Genomic DNA, 14,987 nt, shown 5'->3' with positions numbered 1-14,987 from the left:
ATGGATGCTGCAGAGAAGGACGTCAGTAGTCGGTGTCGCCGGGACGCCACTCGCCGTCGACCGCGGGGGCGGCGTCGGCGGGCGGCGCCGCCGGTGCCGCGGGGGCAGGGGTCGCGCCGAGGCGTCCGAGTTCGCGCTCGATCGACTCGAGCAGCGAGTGCACCTGCGCGGTCGCCATACGGGCGAACTGGCGCGCGCGGACGACGTCGTCGGGCGAGGCGGGGCCGGCAGCCGCGAGATCGTCGGTCGCGAACGCGAAGGCCGGGGAGCGGTCCGCCGCCCACTGCTGCGCCGCAGGGGCAGGGGCCGCAGCGGCCGCCGCTGCCGCGACCTGGCCCGGGTGGGCGGCCGCCTGCTTCTCGATCGAGTGCGCGACGTGCTGGGCGCGCTCGATGATCTCGCGGTACTGCTTGCGGGCGGTCTCGATGAGGTCCTTGGCGTACGACTCGGCCTCGGCCACGGCATCGTCGGCGATGCGCTGCGCACTGCTGAGCAGCAGCACGGCGCGGCTGGAGATCTCGCCGTCGTCGGTGGTGACGCCGTTCGCGGTCAGGGCGTCATTGTCGCGCCAGGCGAGCTCGAGGGCGTCGGCCGCCGCAGCGAGGAGCGTCTGCACCTCGCCGCGCGAGTAGCCGTGACGCTCTTCGGCGAACGAGACACTGCGCAGCAGCTCAGGCGTGATGGATACGGATTGGGTCGCGGTCATTGTCGTCTCTGCCCTCTACTGGGTTACCGTCCGACGCCCGGCCGGGACGAGTTCCGGGGGGTTCGCCTGAGCACCGGAGGCACTGGGTTGCTGGGTGAACGGATCTTCGTACTTCTCGCTGCGGATGAGATGCTCGTCGATTCCGGCCTGGCGCAGCACCGCGGTGGTGTGATCGACCATGCGCGGCGAGCCGCAGATCATAGCGAGGCGGTCCTCCCACGGGCCGTCGGCCGCAGCGAGATCGCCGATCAGACCGCGCGGCCCGGGGAACGACGGGTCGTCCGACACCGCGTACTTGACCGTCAGCCAGGATGCGTCGGCGAAGCGCTCGAGCTCGGGCTTGGCGTAGAACCCCCAGGGGTGCCGCACGCCGTGGTACAGCGCGACACGCGGGCCGCTGCCGCGCGAGGCGTGCCGCGCGTCGACCTGGTCGAGGATCGCGAGCAGCGGTGCGAGGCCGGTGCCGCCGGCGACCAGCACCAGGTCGGGCCACTCGCTGTCGAAGGGGAGCGTGAGGAGTTCGCCGATCGGCGGGCCGAGGCGCACCTTGTCGCCGGCCTGAACATCGCGCAGCAGCGCACCGCTGACCTGACCGCCGGCGACGAGCTGGACGTGGAAGGTGATCGAACCGTCGGCGCGCGGCGCGTGCGTGGGTGAGTAGTAGCGCCACTGGCGGGGCCGCTGCGGGATCTCGAGCGCGATCGACTGGCCGGCCTGGTAGCGGTAGCGGTCGTCGGGGCGGACGGTGACGGTGCCGACATCCATGCCGCGGCGCTCGGTCGACACGACCTCGCCCGACCAGGTCGCCGGCTGCGACTCGACCGCTTCGGCCGCGGTGATCATGGTGGTCGCGATGAGCCCGTACGCCTCGGCCCAGTCGGCGGCGAGCTCGGGCGTCCAGGAGTCGCCGAGGAAGTGCTTCAGCGTCGCGAGCAGCGAGCCGCCCACCGCCGGGTAGTGCCCGGCGACGGTGCCGAACTTGCGGTGGTCGCGGCCGAGGTCCTCGATATAGGGAACGACGTCGCCGACGCGGTCGACATTGCTGACCATGTGGCCGAGGGCCTTGACGAGGCGGTCGCGCTGGGCCGCCATGGCGACGGGGAACAGATCGCGCGTCTCGGGGTGGGCCAGGAACAGGTGGGCGTAGAAGTACCCGGGAACCGCGTCCCCGTGAGCCGCCACCTGTGCCCAGGTCCGCTTGAGCGCGTCCGCATCCACCTGATTCGTATCCCATCCGTCGGCGAGTCGGTAGGGGCGACGCTAGTACGTTCCAGTTGTATCTGCAAAGCCTTCAGATACAACTGAAAGGGCATATCATGGATGCCGCAGCGCTCCGATCGGGCGCGTCGCAGGCTGGGGGGCCTCATGACCGTGCTCTTGACGAACGGAACCGTCTTCGTCGACGACGACCTGCGTGCGCAGGCGGCCGAGCTCGTGGCGCGCGCGCATGCGGCGGGCATGCATCGCCTCACGCTCGTGCGCGACGATGAGGCCGATGCGGCACTGTCCCCCGACCTCAGCGACCTCCTGATCCAGGTGCTGACCGGCCTGGCCCGCGGCCCCGTGTCGGTGACCGCGCTGCCGGACGAGCTGACGACCACGGTCGCCGCCGAGCTCATCGGAGTCTCCCGGCCGACCCTCATGAAGATGGTGCGCGACGGTGCACTCCCCTCTCATCAGGTCGGCAGCCACACGCGCCTGCGCACCGACGACGTCCTGGCGCTCCGCCGCTCGCGGGCGCGCGAGCGGCGCGCGGCGTTCGAGGCGCTGCTGCGATTCGATGAGGAGTTCGGAGCCGACTGACAGCCTTCGCTGGGTAGTCTGTCCCACGTGCTGCAACCCCCCGTGCCGCCACGAGTCTTCGTCGACGCCGACGTGCTCGCCACGCGAACCCCGTTCTGCTGGCTGGCGATGCTGCGCGACGAGACCGACGGCGCCTTCCGGCTGCACACTTCGGACGACACGCTGGCCGCGGCGACGGAGGACTGGCGCTCGCGGCACCCCCACGCACGGAGCGCTGCCGCACGGCGCGAAGATCTGCTGCGGGCCGTGCTCGACGACGTGACGCCCGACGGCGCGGCCGCCGAGCCCTTCGCCCCCGACGAGTTCCTCTGTCTCGTCGACGACGAAGAACCGGCGAGCGTGCGCGCCGTGACGCTGCGGCGACAGGTCGACCTCGACCGTCGCCGGCAGGACGGCGTCCCCACCACGTCCCTCACCGAGGCGCTCGTGGCAGCGGGCTGCCCCGCCTTCGCCGAACGCGTCGCCGCGCACCTGGGCACAGCCCACGGCTGACTCCACCTTCGGAGAGCGACGGCGCGGCGCTCAGCCCCGCCGCACGCGGTAGCGGACGGAGATGCAGCACGCCCTCGCCACGGATCACCAGGTCGCGCGGTCGCACACATCGTTCTGACACTCAGTCTCGCGTACACTGAACCCCAGTCCCACGATTCTGAAACGTCAGGAGTCCGTCATGGCCGATGCGAACTCGTACACCGCGCCCGTCACCGACTACGCCTTCCTTTACGGCGAGGCCTTCGGCCTCGACGTGGTCGCCCGCGCGACCGGCGGCGAGCTGACGGCGGAGGACGCCACCGAGATCATCGCCGGAGCGGGCGAGTTCGCGGCATCCGTCATCGCACCCCTCGAGACCGTCGGCGACCGCGACGGCGCGCGCCTCGTGGACGGCCAGGTGCGGCTGCCCGACGGATTCGCCGAGGCGTATCAGGCGTTCGTCGAGGCCGGCTGGGTCACCGCCGAGGCGCCCGTCTCGGCAGGCGGCGACGGGCTGCCCGGCGCGATCCGCGCGGGCCTCGGCGAGATCTGGAACGGCTCGAACGCGGCATTCGCCCTCTGCTGGCTGCTGACGGCCGGGCAGATCCACGCGCTCGACGCCGCGGCATCCGACGAGATCCGCGAGACCTACCTCACGAAGCTCGTGTCGGGCGAGTGGACCGGCACCATGAATCTGACCGAGCCCGACGCCGGCACCGACCTCGGCGCGATCCGCACCACGGCGACGCCGCGCGAGGACGGCAGCTGGGGCATCCGCGGCCAGAAGATCTTCATCACGTGGGGCGACCACGACGTCGCCGAGAACATCGTGCACCTCGTGCTCGCGCGCACGCCCGGCGCTCCCGAGGGCGCCCGCGGCCTGTCGCTGTTCGTCGCACCGAAGTTCCTCGTGAACGACGACGGCAGCCTCGGCGAGCGCAACGCCGTCGCCACGGTCTCGATCGAGCACAAGCTCGGCATCCACGGCAGCCCGACCTGCGTCCTCGCGTACGAGGACGCCACCGGCTACCTCGTCGGCGAGCTCGGCGGGGGCCTGGCCGGCATGTTCGTCATGATGAACTCGGCACGCGCGGGCATGGGATTCCAGGCGACCGGCATCGCCGATCGCGCCTACCAGGAGGCCGCCGCCTACGCCGCCGACCGCGTGCAGGGCCCCGTGCTCGGCCGCGACGACCGCGCGCCGATCGCCGAGCACCCCGACGTGCGCCGCCTGCTGCTGTCGATGTCGAGCAAGATCTTCGCGATGCGCGCCCTCGGCGTCTACACCGCCGATCTGCTCGACCGTGCAGAAGAGGACGAGTCGCTGGCCGCCCTCGCGGAGTTCTTCGTGCCGATCCTCAAGGGCTGGACCACCGAGGACGCCGTGCAGACCACGAGCGAAGGCATCCAGGTCTACGGCGGCATGGGCTTCATCGAAGAGACCGGCGCCGCCCAGCACTACCGCGACATCCGCATCACGCCCATCTACGAGGGCACGACCGCGATCCAGTCCAACGACCTCGTCGGGCGCAAGCTGATCCGCGACGCCGGCGCGACCGCCGAGCAGCTGTTCACGCAGATCGATGCGACCATCGCTCAGCTGCGTGCGGCCTCGGAGCCTGTCGCCGCCCGCACCGCGGACCGGCTCGAGCGGGCGGTCGCGGCATCCCGTCGCGCCACCGCCGACCTGCTCGGCTTCGCCGCTTCGCCCCGCGACGCGTACGCCGTCAGCGTGCCGTTCCTGCTGCTGCTCGGCACGCTCGCGGGCGGCTGGATGCACGGCCTCGCGGTCGTCGCGGTGCTCGCGCACGCGTCGGAAGGACCGATGGATGCCGCCCGCCTGACGTCGGCGGACTTCTACGGCGCACACCACCTCTCACGTGTGCACGCGCTGGCCGAGACCGTCGCGGCGGGCGAGATCGCCTGACGCCGGGGAGACGCCGCCGTCGGCGAGCGGTACTGTGTGGCGCATGGCCGAGCAGCGCGTCGAGACGATCGAGATCCTGCACCGGTTCCGCGCCCCGCGCGAAGCCGTCTGGCGGGCCTGGACCGACCCGGACGTCGTCGCCCGCTGGTGGGGATCGGATCCCGACGGCACCGTGACCGCCGCGACCCTCGACGTCACGGTCGGCGGCCGCTTCGCCGTCTCGTTCCAGGACACCAAGGGTGACGCGCACACCTCCGAGGGCGCCTACCTCCAGGTCGAGCCGCCGGCCGCCCTCGGCTTCACGTGGTCGTGGGTGAGCGAGCCGGGCAACACGTCACGCGTGAGCGTGGGCCTGACGGCGGACGGTGCCGACACCGAGATGCGATTCGTGCACGGCGAACTGCGCGGCACCTCCGCGCACGACTATGCGGACGGCTGGCGGCGCACGTTCGCGAAGCTCGACCGCGTGCTCGCGGCGCGCTGACCGTTCGGGGCCGTGGTCAGTGCGGGGCCGCCGGCATCCATCCGTCGCCGCATGCGCCGCCGTCGGCAGTCTCGGCGATCGTGACCTCGGTGCCGTCCAGGCGCAGCAGCGGGTTGTAGAACTTCGAGATCTCGGTGCTGTCGACCGGGACGTAGTGGAAGATCAGCGACCGGCGGAACCGGTCGGCAGACCGGTTGGGCCCCGAACCGTGGACCATGCTGCCGTGGAAGAACAGCACGTCGCCCGCGGCGAGCTCGGTCTGCTGCGTCGAGAAGCCGTCCGGCAGCGTGATCTCGGTGCTCGTGAACGATTCCTCGGGATCGGCCTCGTCAGGGCACACGATCTCGTAGCGGTGCGACCCCGGCACGACCTTCAGGCCGCCGTTCTCGGCGTCGCAGTCATCGATCGCGACCCACGCGGCGATGCAGGTCTCGGGGTGCGCCTGCAAGAAGATGTTGTCCTGGTGCAAGGCCTGCCCGCGCGCGGTCGGCGGCTTGAAGTAGAACATCGACTGCGCCGCGTGGACCGGTCCGACCATGTCGGTGACGGGACCGACGATGCGCGGGTCGAGCATCCAGCGGCGGGCGAGCTCGCCGATCGCGAGGTCGGTGCGCCGGTGCGGATGGATGAACCTCGGGTAGCGGGCGAGGATGTCGTCGTCGGGGATGCTGTCGTCGTGCCCGATGGTGCGGTCGCGCCCGACCTGCTCCATGAAGACATCGCGGATCTCGGCGACATCGGCGGGGCTCAGGAGGCCTCGCAGCTGCACGACGCCGTGCTGCTCGTAGTCGGTCGCGATGCCGGGGGCGGAAGTGGTGGTGATGGACATGACGCCGACTCTGCTCTGTCGTCGCCGTCTGCACCATGGGATGATCGGCCGATGACATGGAGGATCCTGCTGTGATCCCTTCGACGGCCGCGGCGCGCGAGACGCCGCATCCCCACGTCGTGCGGGTCGTGGCGGGCGAGTTCACCGGGGCTCGTGACTACTCCACGTGGCGCACGCACGGCACGGCCGACTGGCTGCTCATCCACACGATCGCCGGCTCCGGGCGCGTCGGCGGCCCGGCGGGAGACGTCGTCACGCGCGCCGGCGACAGCATCCTGCTGCGTCCGAGCGCGCGCCACGACTACGCCACTGCGACCCTGTCCGGCGCCGACTCGTGGTCGCTCGCGTTCGCGCACTTCCACCCGCGCGCCGAGTGGACGCCCTTGCTGGACTGGCCGCAGCATGCGGGCGGCGTCGGGCTCGTGCACGCACCCGGCGGGATCCGTCCTCGCGTGGTCGCGGGTCTGCGCGCGTGCGCGCGGTCGTCGGCCGGCGCACTCCCCCAGTCCGAGCTGTTCGCGATGAACGCCCTCGAGTGGGCGCTGCTGTGGCTCGACACGCAGAACCCGCTGCGCGGGCGCATGGACGAACGGCTGCTCCGCGTCGTCGAGCACATCGGCGCCGACCTCGCCGCCGACCTCAGCGCACCCGCTCTGGCCCGCATCGCGACGCTCTCGCCGTCGCGGCTCACCCACCTGTTCACGGAGAGCTTCGGGATGCCGCCGCAGCAGTACGTCGAACGCGAACGCCTCACCCGCGCGGCGCAGCTGCTCGCCTCGACCGACCGCGCCGTGGGCGAGATCGCCCGCGATGTCGGCTGGGACGACCCGCTCTACTTCTCTCGACGCTTCTCGAAGCTGCACGGCGTGAGCCCGAGCGCGTACCGCGCGTCGAGGGCAGGACGTTGACGGCATGCGCGGAGAGTCGTATGGTGATCAATACATTCATTGATCAACACAAAGGTTGGATATGTCGGACGACCCCCTCGACCAGGCGTTCCTGGCTCTGGCGGACCCCGTTCGGCGCGCGATCATCGCCCGCCTGAGCCGGGGCTCGGCCACCGTCAACGAGCTGGCCGAGCCGTTCGCGATCACCAAGCAGGCGGTGTCGAGGCACATCGCCGTGCTCGAGAGCGCCGGGCTGGTCACGCGCTCGCGCGATGCGCAGCGTCGCCCGGTCCACCTCGACCCCGCCGCGCTCGAACGCCTCACCGCCTGGATCGATCGATACCGGCTGCAGGCCGAGGCGGCATATCGCCGGCTCGATGCCGCGCTGGCGGCATCCGCTTCTGAGAAGGAGAAGGAATCATGAATACGGGTCTCAGCGTCCAGACGCAACCGGGTCAGCCGGTGGTCGACTTCGTGCGTGAGTTCGACGCCCCCGCCGCGGCGGTCTACGCCGCGCACGCCGACCCCGACCGGTATGCCCGGTGGAGCGCACCCGGCGCGTACGAGACGCGCATCGACGAGTGGGATCACCGGTCGGGCGGCTCGTACCGGTTCGCGCACACGGACGGGTCGGCGCAGTACCTGTTCCGCGGGGCGATCCACACCGCGCGGCCGGGCGAACTGATCATCCAGACGTTCGAATGGGAAGGATCCCCCGACGACGTGAGCCTCGACATCCTGCGCTTCGAGGACCTGCCCGGCGGCCGGTCGCGCATCATCGGCCGCGGTGTGTTCGCGTCGCTCGAGAGCTTGCAGGCGATGTTCGAGGACGGCATGACCGGCGGCATGGAGTCCGGCTACCGCAAGCTGGACGCGCTGCTGGCGGAGGGCTGACCGATGCTGACGCGAGTGTCCGACGGCGTGCTCGTCCACGAGGCTGAGTTCGTGCAGAGCAACGCGGTGGTCGTGCAGGGCGAGGGCGGCGTGCTGCTCATCGACCCGGGCATCACGAGGGATGAGCTCACGTGCCTCGCGTCGGACCTCGACGCCCTCGGCGCGCGGGTCGTCGCGGGCTTCTCGACGCATCCCGACTGGGACCACCTGCTGTGGGACGCCCGGTTCGGCGACCCACCGCGGTACGCCACGGCGCGCGGCGCCGCGACGGCGCACGAGCAGCTGTCGAGGCCCGGCGCGACCGACGAGATCGTCGCCCATCTGGAAGGCACCGGCATCGAGGATGACGTGCCGATGGAGCTGATCGGCCTCGTCACCGGTCTGCCGGCAGGCGCGGGCGAGGTCCCATGGGACGGACCGAGGATCAGGATCCTGGAGCACTCGGCGCACGCACCAGGCCACGCGGCGCTCTGGATCGACGACCTCCGCGTGCTCGTCGCCGGCGACATGCTGTCGGACGTGCTGATCCCGATGCTCGACCTCGACGGCACCGCCGACCCGCTCGGCGACTACCTCGCCGCACTCGCACTGCTCGAGGAGGCGGCATCCGATGCCGTGGTCGTGGTCCCCGGGCACGGTTCGGTCGGCGGACCCGGCGCCGTCGCCGCACGGATCGCACAGGACCGCGCCTACGTCGAGGCGCTGCGCGACGGCCGAGAACCCATCGATCCCCGCATCGGCCCTGCCGCGCGCGAGGGGTGGGAATGGGTCGCCGACGTGCACGCCGGGCAGGCGGAGGCGCTCCGGCGGCGGAACGGGAACGAGGCGGCCTTCTTCGCCAACCCATAGCCGCCAGTGGTTTGCTGGACGAAGCCGCCGTGCGCGGCCCGAAGGAGAATGACATGACCGAGGTCCCGAACAGTCCCGCGATCCCCTCGCCGTTCCTCCGCGCCGGGGGCCGAAACCGCTTCACCGCGCGTCGCGGTCGCGTGGTCGCGGTCGAGCAGGTGTCACCGGCGATGCGGCGCGTGCGCGTCACGGGTCCCGAGTTCGCGGACTTCACGAGCGGTGGCCCCGCCGACCACGTGAAGGTGTTCTTCCCCGATCCCGCCACCGGCGAGCTGGTCGCCCCGAGCCCGGTCGGTCCGGGCGAGGACGGCATCGTGCGCCCCGAAGGCGCCACATTCGCCCGCGATTTCACGCCCCTGCGCGTGACCCGCATGGCGGACGGCGTCGCGGTCGACCTCGACTTCTACCTGCACCCGTCCCCCGGACCGGCCTCGGCCTGGGCAGGCCGCGCGGAGGTCGGCGACGAGCTCGTGATCGTCGGTCCGCGCGGATCCCGTGGCGCACCGCAGGGCGCCGCGCGACTCGTGCTCGTGTGCGATGAGACCGCGCTGCCGTCGGCGACCCGCTGGGCGGCCGAGGTGCCCGCCACGACGGCCGTCGAGCTCATCGCGGTCGCCGCAGACGAAGGCTCGTGGATCGCCGACTACGTGTCGTCCACGTCCGGCCGCGACGATGTCGGAGTGAACGTGCTCCCCGCCGGCGACCCCGACGCGGTCGCCGGCGCCCTCGGCGCTGTGGACGTGGATGCCGCGACCTTCGTGTTCGCGGCGGGTGAGGCATCCACTCTCATCCCGGTGCGCCGGCACCTCAAGGTCACGCTCGCGCTTCCGGCCGAGCAGTTCGCCGTCAGCGGCTACTGGAAGAGCGGCACCGCCGGCTTCGACCACCACGCGCCGATCGATCCCTCCGACCCGGACTGACGCAGGAGACCTGCGCGGGCACGCCCGCGGCACGTTCACCCGACGTCGAGCGACTCGAGAATCCTGCCGAACGTCGCCGGATTCACACGGAGCACCGTACCGCCGGCGATGCCGGTGATCGTCGTGCGACCGACACCGCAGGATCGGGCGATCTCGCGCAGGCTGCGACCCTCGGAAGCCAGTCGACGAATCCGCCCTGCGACGCCGGACACGTCGACCGACGGCTCACGAGGAGGGATCCCCTTCGCCCGCGCCGACCGCCGTCGCGACGCGTTCCGCGCATCGACGCAGGTCAGACCGTCTGCGCCGCCGGGGCAGTCGCCCGCTCGCCGACACCCCCGGAGATAGCCTGTGGTCGTGCCGTGCCTCCAGGCCGGCGATGCGTGACGAACGCGCGGAACCTCGTCCGACCGCTCACCCGGTGTGACGGCCTCGAATCGCAAGGCTCTCGTCCCGCCCTGAAGCGTGCGGGGATCGCGGGGAACGGGCTCGCCGGCCGGCATGCGCGCGATCGTGTAGTCAGAACGCCGGGCAGCAGCGGCCTCGGCGCACGTGAGGAACTCCACCGAGCCGTGGAACGGACATCCGCCGTGGGATCTGCAGCCGTCGTCGAAACGAAGGACTGTCCCGTGCGGTGGGAACGGGGCCATGGCGCGGATCACCGGTGACGGAACCGGGGAGGACGCTTCTCACGGAATGCGGCCATCCCCTCTTTCTGGTCCAACGTGCTGAAGAGCCCCGCGAACGCGCTCCGTTCGAAGCGCAGCCCCTCGGCCAGCGACGACTCGAGGGCGGCGTCGAGCGAGGCCTTCGCCGCATACACCGCCGGCCGCGATCTCGCAGCGATGGTCTCGGCGAGTTCCTGCGCGTGCTGCCGCAGCTCGCCCGCCGGGACGACCCGCGAGACCAGGCCGATGCGCTCCGCCTCGACAGCGTCGATGGTCCGGCCCGTGAGCACCAGCTCGGACGCCTTGTAGTACCCCACCGCTCGAACGAGACGCTGGGTCCCTCCCATGCCGGGGATCACCGCCAGGTTGATCTCGGGCTGCCCGAAGCGGGCGTCGTCACCGGCGAGGATGATGTCGCACATCATCGCCACCTCGCAGCCGCCGCCCAGCGCGAAACCCGAGACCGCCGCGATCACCGGAGTGCGCACCGCCGCGAACCGGCTCCAGTCGGCGAAGAATCCCTCCATCAATATGTCGGGTCCGCTCTTGTGCTCCAGCTCGGTGATGTCGGCCCCCGCGGCGAACACGCGCTCCGACCCGGTGAGCACGATCGCCCCGACCGACTCGTCGGCGTCGAACCGCTCTGCCGCGTCGACGACGTCGTGCATCAACGCCGTGTTGAGGGCATTGAGCTTCTGCGGGCGGTGCAGCTCGATCCACCCCACAGCATCGCTGACCCTCGTGCGGATCGTGTCGTATCGGGTCATGTCAGAGCCTTTCGATGATGGTCGCGTTCGCCATGCCGCCGCCTTCGCACATGGTCTGCAGGCCATACCTGCCGCCCGTGTGCTCGAGGTGCGCAAGCAGGGTGCCGAGCAGCCGCGTGCCCGACGCGCCCACCGCGTGGCCGAGGGCGATCGCACCGCCCCACGGATTGAGCCGCTCGGGGTCGGCGGCGAACTCGTGCTGCCACGCGAGCGGCACCGAGGCGAACGCCTCGTTCACCTCGTACGCGTCGAGGTCGTCAATGCTCAGACCGGCCCGGTCAAGGATGCGCCGCGTCGCCGGGATCGGCCCGGTGAGCATCATGACGGGATCGTCGCCGACCACCGTGAACGCATGGAACCGCGCGCGCGGCCGGAGCCCGAGTCGGAGAGCCGTGCTCTCGCTCATGATGAGCGCCGCGGAGGCGGCATCGGTCAGCGGTGAGGAGTTGCCCGCGGTGACGTTCCACGTCAGCTGGGCGAAGCGGGCCTCCGCCTCGGGTGTGCGAAAGGCCGGCGGCAGCGTCGACAGCGCGGCAACGGTGGTCGAGGGCCGCACAGTCTCGTCCACGACGTGCCGGCCGTCCGCGACCTCGACCGGCACGAGCTGGGAGTCGAACAGTCCGTCGGTCTGCGCGGCCGCCGCGCGACGGTGCGATCGCGCCGAGTAGGCGTCGAGATCGTCGCGCCCGAGCCCCCAGCGGTGGGCGATCAGCTCCGCCGAGACGCCCTGGTTGACCAGCCCTGCGGGATACCGCCGCGTGACGCCGGGTGCCGGCGGTGCGCCCGCGGCGGACGATCCGAGGGGCACGCGACTCATCGATTCGACACCCGCGGCGATGACGATGTCGTACGCGCCTGCCATGACTCCCTGCGCCGCGAAGTGGACGGCCTGCTGGCTCGACCCGCACTGCCGGTCGATCGTCGCGGCCGGCACGGTCTCATCGAATCCCGCTGCGAGCACCGCCTGTCGGCCGATGTTCGCGCCCTGTTCGCCGACCTGACTGACACAGCCCATGAGGACGTCGTCGATCTGCACGGACTCGAGCCCGCTGCGATCGAGCACCGCGGCGAGGACTCCCGCCGCGAGATCCACGGGATGGATGCCGGCGAGCGCGCCCCCGGGCTTGCCCCGGCCCGACGGCGTGCGGACGACATCGACGATCACGGCGGTCTGCATCATTCGTTCCTTCTCTCTCAGCTCGCTGCGCGCTCGAGGTCGCGCGCGATGATGAGGCGCTGAATCTGGTTGGTGCCCTCGAAGATCTGCATCACCTTCGCCTCGCGCATGTAGCGCTCCACCGGGAAGTCCTTCGTGTATCCGGCTCCGCCCAGCACCTGCACGGCGTTCATCGTCACCGCCATGGCGCCGTCCGTCGCCACGAGCTTGGCGATGGATGCCTCCCGGGTGAACGACTGCCGGCGATCGCGTCGACGCGCGGCGACGAGGTACATGGCGCGACCCGTCTCGACTGTCGCGGCCATGTCGGCGAGCATGAATCCGACGCCCTCGTGACGGATGATCGGCTGGCCGAACGCCTCCCTGCCGCGTGCGTACCGGACCGACTCGTCCAGCGCCGCCTGTGCGAGCCCTGTCGCGATCGCCGCGATCCCCAGCCGGCCGGAGTCCAGCGCCGCCAATGCGATGCGCAATCCGTCGCCGATGCCGCCGATGACCCGCTCGTCAGGGACGAAGACCCCGTCGAAGTTGACCGTGGCGGTCGTGGAGGCGGTCAGGCCGAGCTTGCGCTCAGGAGACGACGCCAAGAGGCCGGCTGCGTCCGCCGGCACGAAGAAGCACGAGATCCCGCTTCGCGGATCGGGCGATGTGCGCGCCATCACGGTGTAGAAGTCCGCCTCGCCGCCGTGGGTGGTCCACGCCTTGGCTCCCTCGAGGACGTAGCCGCCGTCCACGCGGGTCGCCCGGGTGCGCATCGCGGCGGGGTCGGATCCCGCGTGGGCCTCGGACAGGCAGTACGCGCCGAGGGTATCGCCCGAGAGCATCCACGGCAGCCAGCGCCGCTTCTGCGCGTCGGTTCCGAAGCTCGCCATGGGAAGGCACGCCAGCGCGTGGACGCTGACGCCGACGGCGACCGATGCCCAGGTGCGCCCCAGCATCTCGAACACCTGGAGATACAGCTCGGCGGGAAGCTCCGCGCCGCCGTACTCCTCCGGGTACGGCAGGCTCAGCAGCCCGGCTTCGCCGAGTGTGCGGAACTGCTCCCGTGGGAAACGCTCGGCCTGTTCGGCCGCCGAGGCATGTGGCGCAAGGGATCGCGCACAGATGTCGGCGGTCAGTGAGAGGAGCTCGTCGGCGATCTCGGACGACGTCTCGACGATGGAACTCATCGTTTAATCCTCTCAATCTTTTCATTTCAGTACTCATTGGAGTACTGAGTACGATGATCTGGTACTGTTCTGAGTATGACACGTCCTCGTGAGCAGGCGACTGCGTCGAAGCAGACTCAGCGGCGAGACGCCCTGCTCGAGCGCCTGGTGGACGTCATCCTCCGCGACGGCTTCGCCGAGGCGAGCGTCGAAGACCTCGCACGAGAGCTCCAGTGCTCCAAGACGACGCTGTACGCCATCGCCCCCTCGAAGGAGGCGATCGTCGTCGCCGGCGTCAGGCACTTCTTCCGGCGGGCCTCGGACCGCGTCGAGATCCGGCTCCTGCGGACGAGCGAGGACCCGATCGAGCAGATCCGCGGCTACCTGGTGGCGATCTCCGAACAGCTCGCGCCCGCGTCGGCCAGCTTCTTCGCCGACCTCGACGCTTGGCCGGCGACACGCGAGATCTACCGGACCAACACCAGCGCAGCCGCCGACATGGTGCGATCGCTGGTGCACGCTGCCGCGCCAGGCGACCCGAACGCCGCCTTTGTGGGAGCCGTCGCGGCGCAGGTGATGGAAGCCATCCACCGCGGCGAGATCGAGACCGCCGCCGGCCTGGACGACTCGGCGGCCTACCGCGCACTCGCGGAGCTCATCGTCCGCAGCCTTCACCCCTCCGAAGAAGCAGGAGAAGCATGAGAATCGACAACACATCGGCCCTCGTCACCGGCGGGGCGTCGGGGCTGGGCGCCGCGACAGCCCGCCGCCTGAGCGACGCCGGAGCGCGCGTCATCGCTCTCGACCTGCCCGCCGCTGTCGACCACGCCGTACCGGCATCGGGCATCCGCTACGTCGCCGCCGACGTGACCAGCCCCGACGACGTGCAGGCCGCACTGGATTCGATCACCGCAGATCAACCGCCTCTTCGCATCGTCGTCAACTGCGCGGGCATTGCTCCGGCGCGCAAGGTGCTCGGCTCGAGAGGCCCGCACGATCTGGACCTCTTCCGCCGCGCCGTCGAGGTCAACCTCATCGGCACCTTCAACGTGCTCCGCCTCGCGGCCGCCGTCATCGCGCGAACCGAGCCCGACGAGCACGGGCAGCGGGGAGTGATCATCAACACCGCCTCGGTCGCGGCCTTCGAGGGCCAGATCGGTCAGGTCGCGTACTCCGCCTCGAAGGGCGGCGTGGTCGGCATGATGCTGCCCGCCGCGCGCGACCTCGCGTCCGTCGGCATCCGCGTCAACACCATCGCGCCGGGCATCGTCGACACGCCCATGCTGGCGGGCCTCGGACCGGAGGTCGGGGCGTCGCTGGCCGCCACGATCCCGTTCCCCCAGCGCCTGGCCCGCCCGGACGAGTTCGCTCAGCTCGCCCAGATGATCGCCGAACACGACTATCTGAACGCCGAGACCGTCCGTATGGACGGCGCGCTGCGCATGGCACCGAGCTGA

The 14,987-nt window shown here is 71.0% G+C and carries 17 protein-coding genes; 11 read left to right on the top strand and 6 right to left on the bottom strand.

Annotation, left to right across the window (positions count from 1 at the left end):
- Positions 1-22: 22 nt before the first annotated feature.
- Both ABEA46_RS12015 and ABEA46_RS12010 read right to left on the bottom strand, forming a co-directional pair.
- Positions 23-706, bottom strand: a complete 684-nt coding sequence (locus ABEA46_RS12015) for a DivIVA domain-containing protein (protein WP_345544777.1) — start codon at positions 704-706, stop codon at positions 23-25.
- 15 nt (positions 707-721) lie between these two features.
- On the bottom strand, positions 722-1,924 hold the full coding sequence (locus ABEA46_RS12010) for a globin domain-containing protein (RefSeq protein WP_345544776.1): 1,203 nt from the start codon (positions 1,922-1,924) through the stop codon (positions 722-724).
- Positions 1,925-2,071: 147 nt separating this feature from the next.
- Between ABEA46_RS12010 and ABEA46_RS12005 the strand changes: the two genes are divergently transcribed.
- The 4 genes from ABEA46_RS12005 to ABEA46_RS11990 all read left to right on the top strand — a co-directional run bounded on the left by ABEA46_RS12005 (position 2,072) and on the right by ABEA46_RS11990 (position 5,391).
- Entirely contained in the window at positions 2,072-2,509 is a 438-nt protein-coding gene (locus ABEA46_RS12005) for an excisionase family DNA-binding protein (protein ID WP_345544775.1), read from the top strand.
- Between the two features lie 27 nt (positions 2,510-2,536).
- On the top strand, positions 2,537-3,001 hold the full coding sequence (locus ABEA46_RS12000) for a hypothetical protein (RefSeq protein ID WP_345544774.1): 465 nt from the start codon (positions 2,537-2,539) through the stop codon (positions 2,999-3,001).
- 178 nt (positions 3,002-3,179) lie between these two features.
- Complete coding sequence (locus ABEA46_RS11995; protein WP_345544773.1) at positions 3,180-4,907, top strand: acyl-CoA dehydrogenase family protein; 1,728 nt, start codon at positions 3,180-3,182, stop codon at positions 4,905-4,907.
- A 43-nt stretch (positions 4,908-4,950) separates the two neighbouring features.
- The gene (locus ABEA46_RS11990; protein ID WP_345544772.1) at positions 4,951-5,391 is read left to right on the top strand and encodes an SRPBCC family protein; all 441 of its coding nucleotides are present in this window, start codon (positions 4,951-4,953) and stop codon (positions 5,389-5,391) included.
- Between the two features lie 16 nt (positions 5,392-5,407).
- Here the strand turns inward: ABEA46_RS11990 and ABEA46_RS11985 are convergent, their stop codons facing one another.
- Complete coding sequence (locus ABEA46_RS11985; RefSeq protein WP_345544771.1) at positions 5,408-6,220, bottom strand: phytanoyl-CoA dioxygenase family protein; 813 nt, start codon at positions 6,218-6,220, stop codon at positions 5,408-5,410.
- A 71-nt stretch (positions 6,221-6,291) separates the two neighbouring features.
- Here ABEA46_RS11985 and ABEA46_RS11980 point away from each other — a divergent pair, with 71 nt between their 5' ends.
- The 5 genes from ABEA46_RS11980 to ABEA46_RS11960 all read left to right on the top strand — a co-directional run bounded on the left by ABEA46_RS11980 (position 6,292) and on the right by ABEA46_RS11960 (position 9,770).
- On the top strand, positions 6,292-7,128 hold the full coding sequence (locus tag ABEA46_RS11980) for a helix-turn-helix domain-containing protein (RefSeq protein ID WP_345544770.1): 837 nt from the start codon (positions 6,292-6,294) through the stop codon (positions 7,126-7,128).
- Positions 7,129-7,189: 61 nt separating this feature from the next.
- Positions 7,190-7,531 carry an ArsR/SmtB family transcription factor gene (locus tag ABEA46_RS11975; RefSeq protein WP_345544769.1) on the top strand — a complete coding sequence of 114 codons (342 nt, stop codon included), beginning with the start codon at positions 7,190-7,192 and terminating at the stop codon, positions 7,529-7,531.
- On the top strand, positions 7,528-8,001 hold the full coding sequence (locus ABEA46_RS11970; RefSeq protein ID WP_345544768.1) for an SRPBCC domain-containing protein: 474 nt from the start codon (positions 7,528-7,530) through the stop codon (positions 7,999-8,001). Before ABEA46_RS11975 ends, ABEA46_RS11970 begins: the two co-directional genes overlap by 4 nt.
- Before the next feature lie 3 nt (positions 8,002-8,004).
- Complete coding sequence (locus tag ABEA46_RS11965) at positions 8,005-8,850, top strand: MBL fold metallo-hydrolase (RefSeq protein WP_345544767.1); 846 nt, start codon at positions 8,005-8,007, stop codon at positions 8,848-8,850.
- Between the two features lie 53 nt (positions 8,851-8,903).
- On the top strand, positions 8,904-9,770 hold the full coding sequence (locus tag ABEA46_RS11960) for a siderophore-interacting protein (protein WP_345544766.1): 867 nt from the start codon (positions 8,904-8,906) through the stop codon (positions 9,768-9,770).
- A 658-nt stretch (positions 9,771-10,428) separates the two neighbouring features.
- On the opposite strand, the gene ABEA46_RS11955 is transcribed toward ABEA46_RS11960, so the two are convergent.
- From ABEA46_RS11955 to ABEA46_RS11945, 3 genes are read right to left on the bottom strand one after another with little or no spacing between them, the layout of a single operon-like run.
- Positions 10,429-11,205 (bottom strand): enoyl-CoA hydratase-related protein, encoded by a 777-nt coding sequence (locus tag ABEA46_RS11955; protein WP_345544765.1) that lies wholly within the window; start codon positions 11,203-11,205, stop codon positions 10,429-10,431.
- A gap of 1 nt (position 11,206) precedes the next feature.
- Complete coding sequence (locus tag ABEA46_RS11950; RefSeq protein WP_345544835.1) at positions 11,207-12,382, bottom strand: thiolase family protein; 1,176 nt, start codon at positions 12,380-12,382, stop codon at positions 11,207-11,209.
- Positions 12,383-12,399: 17 nt separating this feature from the next.
- Positions 12,400-13,551: an acyl-CoA dehydrogenase family protein gene (locus ABEA46_RS11945; protein WP_345544764.1), complete on the bottom strand. Its 1,152-nt coding sequence runs from the start codon at positions 13,549-13,551 to the stop codon at positions 12,400-12,402.
- Between the two features lie 75 nt (positions 13,552-13,626).
- On the opposite strand from ABEA46_RS11945, the gene ABEA46_RS11940 reads away from it, so the two are divergent.
- Together ABEA46_RS11940 and ABEA46_RS11935 are read left to right on the top strand one after the other, a co-directional pair.
- A complete protein-coding gene (locus ABEA46_RS11940) occupies positions 13,627-14,232 on the top strand; it encodes a TetR/AcrR family transcriptional regulator (protein WP_345544763.1) in 606 nt (201 codons plus the stop codon).
- Positions 14,229-14,987, top strand: a complete 759-nt coding sequence (locus tag ABEA46_RS11935) for an SDR family NAD(P)-dependent oxidoreductase (RefSeq protein WP_345544762.1) — start codon at positions 14,229-14,231, stop codon at positions 14,985-14,987. Before ABEA46_RS11940 ends, ABEA46_RS11935 begins: the two co-directional genes overlap by 4 nt.

The sequence above is a fragment of the Microbacterium jejuense genome, assembly GCF_039544225.1.
GTDB classification, from domain to species: Bacteria; Actinomycetota; Actinomycetes; order Actinomycetales; family Microbacteriaceae; genus Microbacterium; species Microbacterium jejuense.
The sequence above is the reverse complement of the archived record's forward strand: the minus strand, read 5'-3'. Positions and strand labels throughout refer to the sequence as shown.

What these genes read in the sequence shown, in the direction of transcription:
- ABEA46_RS12015 (WP_345544777.1), bottom strand. Translation starts at nt 706, where the DNA reads ATGACCGCGACCCAATCCGTATCCATCACGCCTGAGCTGCTGCGCAGT.
- ABEA46_RS12005 (WP_345544775.1), top strand. Translation starts at nt 2,072, where the DNA reads ATGACCGTGCTCTTGACGAACGGAACCGTCTTCGTCGACGACGACCTG.
- ABEA46_RS11995 (WP_345544773.1), top strand. Translation starts at nt 3,180, where the DNA reads ATGGCCGATGCGAACTCGTACACCGCGCCCGTCACCGACTACGCCTTC.
- ABEA46_RS11990 (WP_345544772.1), top strand. Translation starts at nt 4,951, where the DNA reads ATGGCCGAGCAGCGCGTCGAGACGATCGAGATCCTGCACCGGTTCCGC.
- ABEA46_RS11985 (WP_345544771.1), bottom strand. Translation starts at nt 6,220, where the DNA reads ATGTCCATCACCACCACTTCCGCCCCCGGCATCGCGACCGACTACGAG.
- ABEA46_RS11975 (WP_345544769.1), top strand. Translation starts at nt 7,190, where the DNA reads ATGTCGGACGACCCCCTCGACCAGGCGTTCCTGGCTCTGGCGGACCCC.
- ABEA46_RS11970 (WP_345544768.1), top strand. Translation starts at nt 7,528, where the DNA reads ATGAATACGGGTCTCAGCGTCCAGACGCAACCGGGTCAGCCGGTGGTC.
- ABEA46_RS11965 (WP_345544767.1), top strand. Translation starts at nt 8,005, where the DNA reads ATGCTGACGCGAGTGTCCGACGGCGTGCTCGTCCACGAGGCTGAGTTC.
- ABEA46_RS11960 (WP_345544766.1), top strand. Translation starts at nt 8,904, where the DNA reads ATGACCGAGGTCCCGAACAGTCCCGCGATCCCCTCGCCGTTCCTCCGC.
- ABEA46_RS11955 (WP_345544765.1), bottom strand. Translation starts at nt 11,205, where the DNA reads ATGACCCGATACGACACGATCCGCACGAGGGTCAGCGATGCTGTGGGG.
- ABEA46_RS11950 (WP_345544835.1), bottom strand. Translation starts at nt 12,382, where the DNA reads ATGCAGACCGCCGTGATCGTCGATGTCGTCCGCACGCCGTCGGGCCGG.
- ABEA46_RS11945 (WP_345544764.1), bottom strand. Translation starts at nt 13,551, where the DNA reads ATGAGTTCCATCGTCGAGACGTCGTCCGAGATCGCCGACGAGCTCCTC.
- ABEA46_RS11940 (WP_345544763.1), top strand. Translation starts at nt 13,627, where the DNA reads ATGACACGTCCTCGTGAGCAGGCGACTGCGTCGAAGCAGACTCAGCGG.
- ABEA46_RS11935 (WP_345544762.1), top strand. Translation starts at nt 14,229, where the DNA reads ATGAGAATCGACAACACATCGGCCCTCGTCACCGGCGGGGCGTCGGGG.